This is a genomic window from Devosia sp. ZW T5_3 (genome assembly GCF_044987315.1).
Classification (GTDB): Bacteria; Pseudomonadota; Alphaproteobacteria; order Rhizobiales; family Devosiaceae; genus Devosia.
Window position 1 is genome coordinate 1 of record NZ_JBJDRE010000035.1, and the last position, 5,323, is coordinate 5,323.

Below are 5,323 nucleotides of genomic sequence, written 5' to 3' on the forward strand. Positions count from 1 at the left end.
GGCGAAGATAGCGAGGGGGGCCGGGATGGCCGGGTTGGGGATGGTATCGCCCAGGGCCAGCACTTTGCCGAGCGGGTCTTCGGCCACGGTGGAGGCGGGGATATCTTCGTCGGCGATCTGGTAGACGAAGGAGCCGTTGGCGCCGTTTTCCAGCAGCCGGCGGACGAGATAGGCCAGCAGGTCTTTGTGGGCGCCGACGGGGGCGTAGATGCGGGTGCGGGTGCCGGCGGAGGTGCGCAGGACTTCGTGCAGGCGTTCGCCCATGCCGTGCAGGCGCTGGAATTCGTAGCTATCGGGGCCCCTGCCCGCTTCGGCGGCCAGATGCAGCACGGCCGCCGCCGTATGGGCATTGTGGCTGGCGAATTGGGGATAGATCGAGGCCTTGGTGAAGAGCTTTTTGGCGGCGGCGATGTAGCTGATATCCGTCGATGCCTTGCGGGTATAGACCGGGTAATCGGGCAGGCCCATGATCTGGGCGCGCTTGATTTCGGCATCCCAATAGGCGCCCTTGACCAGGCGCACCATGATGCGGCGGTTCAGCGCGGTGGCTGTGGCGTCGAGCCAATCGATCAGCGGCAGGACGCGCTTGCCATAGGCCTGGACGACAACGCCGAAGCCGTCCCAACCGGCCAAGTCGGGGGTGGCGAGGACTTCGGCGATGATGTCGAGGGAGAGATCGAGGCGGTCGGCCTCTTCGGCATCGATATTGAAGCCCATGTTGGCGGCCTTGGCGGCCAGCGCCAATTGACGAGTCGCTGCAACCAGTTCGGTCATGACGCGGGAGCGTTGCGCGAACTCATAGCGCGGGTGGAGCGCGGAGAGCTTGACCGAAATGCCGGGATTGTCGCGGACCGAGGCGGCGGTGCAATGGGGCGCCAGCGAATTGATGGCGGACATATAAGCGTCGAAATAGCGGACGGCGTCGGCACCGGTGCGGGCGGCTTCGCCCAGCATGTCGTAGGAATAGCGGTAGCCGATGGATTCGGGCTTTTTGGCATTGACGATGGCCTCGTCAATGGTGCGGCCGAACACGAACTGGCTGCCGAGCAGGCGCATGGCCTGGCCGACGGCGGTGCGGATGACGGGTTCACCCAGGCGGGCAATGGCGCGATGCAGGGCGTTTTTTGGGCCGACTTCTGGATCGCCGAGCACGTCAGCGGTGAGGCTCAGCGCCCAGGAGGAGAAGTTGACGAGCTTGTTGTCGGAGGCGCCGAAATGGGACGACCAATTGGAGCCGCCGACCTTGTCGTGAATGAGGGCATCGATGGTTTCGGCATCCGGCACGCGCAGCAGGGCTTCGGCGAGCGACATAAGGGCCACGCCTTCGTCGGTGGCGAGGCCATATTCGGCGAGGAAGCTCTCCATGAGGCCGAGGCGATTGCCCTTGCGGACGGTGGTGACCAGGGCCTCGGCATGGGCGGAAATCTTTTGCCGCGCCGCCGTATCGAGGCCGGTATCGGCGATGAGCTGGCGGACCAGCGGGGCCTCGGGGGCGAGGTTGCGGTCGCGGAGGGACTGGCGGGCGGCGGCGATGGTTGTCATGGGGCGCTCTTGGGCACGACCTCGTGGGTCACCATGAGGTCTACTGATAGAACGGCACAATGACATGAGTTTGAAAGGCGTTTCGCCTGATTTTGTGGCGCTGGTGGCGTGAAGGGGTTATTGATTGGGCGCTGGATAGGATAAGCGCCCGTGAAAACCGTTACCTACGAGACTTTAGACCAGACGGATCGCAAGATATTGGACGAGTTGGCGCGGGATGGGCGGATCAGCGTGGCGGAGTTGAGCCGGCGGGTGAACCTCAGCAAGACGCCGTGTCAGGCGCGGATCGGGCGGCTGGAAAAGGCGGGGTATATTCTGGGCTATCGGGCGGTGATCGACCCCAAGCGGCTGGGGCTGCCGCATGTGGCCTTTGTCGAGGTCAAACTATCAGACACGCGGGCGGCGGCGCTGGCGGCGTTCAACAAGGCAGTGCGGGCGATCAAGGAAGTGGAGCAATGCCACATGATCGCGTCGAGCTTTGACTATCTGCTCAAGGTGCGGACCAAGGATATTGCCGATTATCGCGAGGTGCTGGGGGAGAAGATTTCGGCCCTGCCGCATGTGGCGCATACGTCAACGCATGTGTCGATGGAGGCGGTGAAGGGGGATGAGGAGTGACGGCTTTTTCTTCTCCCCTTTGAGGGAGAAGGTGCCCGAAAGGCGGATGAGGGGTCCGTCTCCAAGCGTTGAAGCATGGGATGGCGCAGCACCCCTCACCCTGTAATTTCTTCTGGACGAAGAAATTACGGTCCCTCTCCCTCAAGGGGCGAGGGTGACGACTGAGAGTTCAGCTCAAGCGGCCGGAAACAGTTTCCAGCGTTTGGGGCGGAAGGAGAGGCGGGTTTTTTCGCCGGCGGGGTGGTCGAAGGGGAGGTCGATTTCGACTTTGTGGCTGGCGCCGCCGACTTCGAGTTCGACGCGGCGGGTGCCGCCGACGCGGCGGCTGGCGGTGACGACGCCGGCCATGGAGGCGTCGGCTTCGATCAGATCGACATCGTGCGGGCGGAAATAGAGGCGCGCGGGGCCGGTTGGCGTTTCATGGGCGGGGATGCCGATGGCGCGGCCACCGACCCAGACTTCGCCATTTTCGATGGTGACGGGCAATTCGCTGGAATCGCCGATGAAGCCGAAGACGAAGGGCGAGGTGGGGTGATCGTAGACTTCGTCGGGGGAGCCGACCTGCTCGATCTTGCCCTGGCTCATGACGCAGAGGCGGTCGGAAAGTTCGAGGGCTTCTTCCTGATCGTGGGTGACGAAGACCGTGGTGTGGCCGGTGCGGTCGTGGATTTCGCGCAGCCATTTGCGCAGCTCGCGGCGGACCTGGGCGTCCAGCGCACCGAAGGGCTCGTCGAGCAGCAGCACGCCGGGCTCGATGGCGAGGGCGCGGGCAAGCGCGACGCGCTGGCGCTGGCCGCCGGAGAGCTGGTTGGGATAACGCTTTTCAAGGCCCGACAGCTGGACCAGATCGAGCAATTCCATGGCACGGCGGCGGATTTCGCCGGCCGGCGGGCGGGTGGAGCGCGGACGCACCTTGAGGCCGAAGGAGATGTTCTCAAGGATGGTCATGTGGCGGAACAGGGCATAGTGCTGGAACACGAAGCCGATATTGCGCTCCTGCACAGTCTTTTCCGAAGCGTCAGTATCGCCGAAGAAAATCTTGCCCTGGGTAGGCATTTCAAGGCCTGCGATAAGGCGCAGCAGCGTGGTCTTGCCCGAGCCGGAAGGACCGAGCAGCGCAATCAGCTCGCCCGAGCGGATATCGAGCGAGACATCATGAAGCGCAGGGAACCGGTCGAATTCCTTGCGCACATTGGCTACGCGAACTTCCATAAAACCAGATTCTCCAAATTACCGTTCGGCGGCGGCGATTTCATCGCCGAAACGCCATTCCAGGGCCGATTTCAACACCAGCGTCACCAGGGCCAACAGGGCCAGAAGCGAGGCCAGCGCGAAGGCGGCGGTGGCATTATATTCATTATAAAGCATTTCCACCTGCAGCGGCATGGTGGTGGTCTGGCCGCGAATCTTGCCGGACACGACGGCGACGGCGCCGAACTCGCCCATGGCGCGGGCATTGCACAGCAGCACGCCGTAAAGCAGGCCCCATTTGATATTGGGGAGGGTGACGCGGAAGAAGGTTTGCCAGCCATTGGCGCCCAGCGAGAGCGCGGCTTCCTCATCGCCGGTGCCCTGATCCTGCATGAGCGGGATCAATTCGCGAGCGACGAAGGGGAAGGTGACGAAAATGGTGGCGAGCACGATGCCAGGCAGCGCGAAGAGAACTTCGATGCCGTAGGATTTGAGCCAGGGGCCGAGGAAGCTGCCGGCCCCGAACAGCAGCACATAAACCATGCCCGAAATGACCGGGGACACGGAAAACGGCAGATCGATCAGGGTGATGAGAAAGGCCTTGCCCTTGAACTCGAACTTGGCGATGGCCCAGGAGGCGGCAAGGCCGAAAACGACGTTGAGCGGCACGGCAATGGCCGCGACCATCAGCGTGAGCCGTATGGAGGCCTGCGCATCGGGCTCGCCCAAGGCGGCGAAGAAGGGGACGATGCCCTTGGCGAAGGCTTCGTGGAACACGGCATAAAGCGGCAGCACCAGAATGACCGCCATGAACAGCAGCGCCAGGCCGATCAAGGCCCATTGGACGGTGCGGCTTTCGCTGGTGGGCGAGATGCGGCGATGGCGGCGGGCGCGGAGTTTAGTCGCCATAACCATACCTCTTGCGGCTCCAGGCCTGGATCAGATTGATCGCAAACAGCATGGCAAAGGACAGCAGCAGCATGACCGAAGCGATGACGGTCGCCCCGACATAGTTGAACTCCTGCAGGCGGATATAGATCAGCAGCGGGGCAATTTCCGAGACGAAGGGAATATTGCCGGCGATGAAGATGATGGAGCCGTATTCGCCCACAGCGCGCGCGAAGGCCAGCGCGAAGCCGGTGAGAATGGCCGGTGTGAGGCTCGGGAGGATGACGCGGGTGATGGTCTGGAAGCGGGTGGCGCCCAGAGTGGCGCTGGCCTCCTCGACCTCGTGGCTGACCTCTTCGAGAATGGGCTGGATGGTGCGCACGACGAAGGGCAGGCCAATAAAGATCATGGCGATGACGATGCCGATCGGCGTGTAGGCAATGCGGACGCCAAGGGGGGCGAACAGCGCGCCGATCGTGCCATTGGGGGCGTAGATGGCGGTGAGCGCAATGCCGGCAACCGCGGTGGGCAGGGCGAAGGGCAGATCGATGATGGCGTCGAATATGCGGCGGCCGGGGAAGCGGTAACGCACCAGGACCCAGGCGATCAGGGTGCCGAAGACGACGTTGATGCCGGCGGCGATGAGCGCGGTGACGAAGCTAACACGGAGCGAGCCGAGCACGCGCGGATCGCTGGCGGCTTTCCAGAAGCCATCAAAGCCCAGACCCGCCGAGCGGATGGCCAAGGCGAGCAGCGGGATCAGGATGATCAGGGAAAAATAGGTCAGCGTGAAGCCGAGCGTCAGGCCGAAGCCGGGGATCACGCTGCGCTTGCGAGAGCGCACGGGCGACGCGGCGGCGCTCAAGCGAAGATCCGGACAGCAGGGGTTTCGGCGGCACGGTTCATGTCGACCTCTCAACGGCGGTTCGGCGCGGGTGAAACTACCGTTTCAGTCGAGTTTCTCAAGGTGGAGGGTTGGCTTTTGGGCGCGGTGGCATGGAAAATAATTCTGCGGGGGAGGTGTGTGGGAGTTTTTGGGTAGGGTTTGGAGGGTGGAATGGCGGGCGGCGGGGAATATTGGTGT

5 protein-coding genes are annotated in these 5,323 nt (G+C 63.3%); 1 reads left to right on the plus strand and 4 read right to left on the minus strand.

All coding sequences use genetic code 11. The features are described 5' to 3' along the window. Nucleotides 1–1,542, minus strand: a 1,542-nt coding sequence (locus ACI3KW_RS23035; protein WP_404850029.1) for a proline dehydrogenase family protein, incomplete at its 3' end; no start/stop codon positions are given. A 150-nt stretch (nt 1,543–1,692) separates the two neighbouring features. Here ACI3KW_RS23035 and ACI3KW_RS23040 point away from each other — a divergent pair. Further along, nucleotides 1,693–2,160 carry an Lrp/AsnC family transcriptional regulator gene (locus ACI3KW_RS23040; protein ID WP_113123142.1) on the plus strand — a complete coding sequence of 156 codons (468 nt, stop codon included), beginning with the start codon at nt 1,693–1,695 and terminating at the stop codon, nt 2,158–2,160. Nucleotides 2,161–2,334: 174 nt separating this feature from the next. Here the strand turns inward: ACI3KW_RS23040 and ACI3KW_RS23045 are convergent, their stop codons facing one another. The 3 genes from ACI3KW_RS23045 to cysT are packed head-to-tail and all read right to left on the minus strand — an operon-like array spanning nt 2,335 to nt 5,104. After that, nucleotides 2,335–3,372, minus strand: a complete 1,038-nt coding sequence (locus tag ACI3KW_RS23045) for a sulfate/molybdate ABC transporter ATP-binding protein (protein ID WP_113123134.1) — start codon at nt 3,370–3,372, stop codon at nt 2,335–2,337. A gap of 18 nt (nt 3,373–3,390) precedes the next feature. Further along, complete coding sequence (cysW, locus tag ACI3KW_RS23050) at nt 3,391–4,260, minus strand: sulfate ABC transporter permease subunit CysW (protein WP_404850030.1); 870 nt, start codon at nt 4,258–4,260, stop codon at nt 3,391–3,393. Then, the gene (gene cysT, locus ACI3KW_RS23055) at nt 4,250–5,104 is read right to left on the minus strand and encodes a sulfate ABC transporter permease subunit CysT (protein WP_113123136.1); all 855 of its coding nucleotides are present in this window, start codon (nt 5,102–5,104) and stop codon (nt 4,250–4,252) included. Before cysT ends, cysW begins: the two co-directional genes overlap by 11 nt. Nucleotides 5,105–5,323 lie beyond the last annotated feature (219 nt).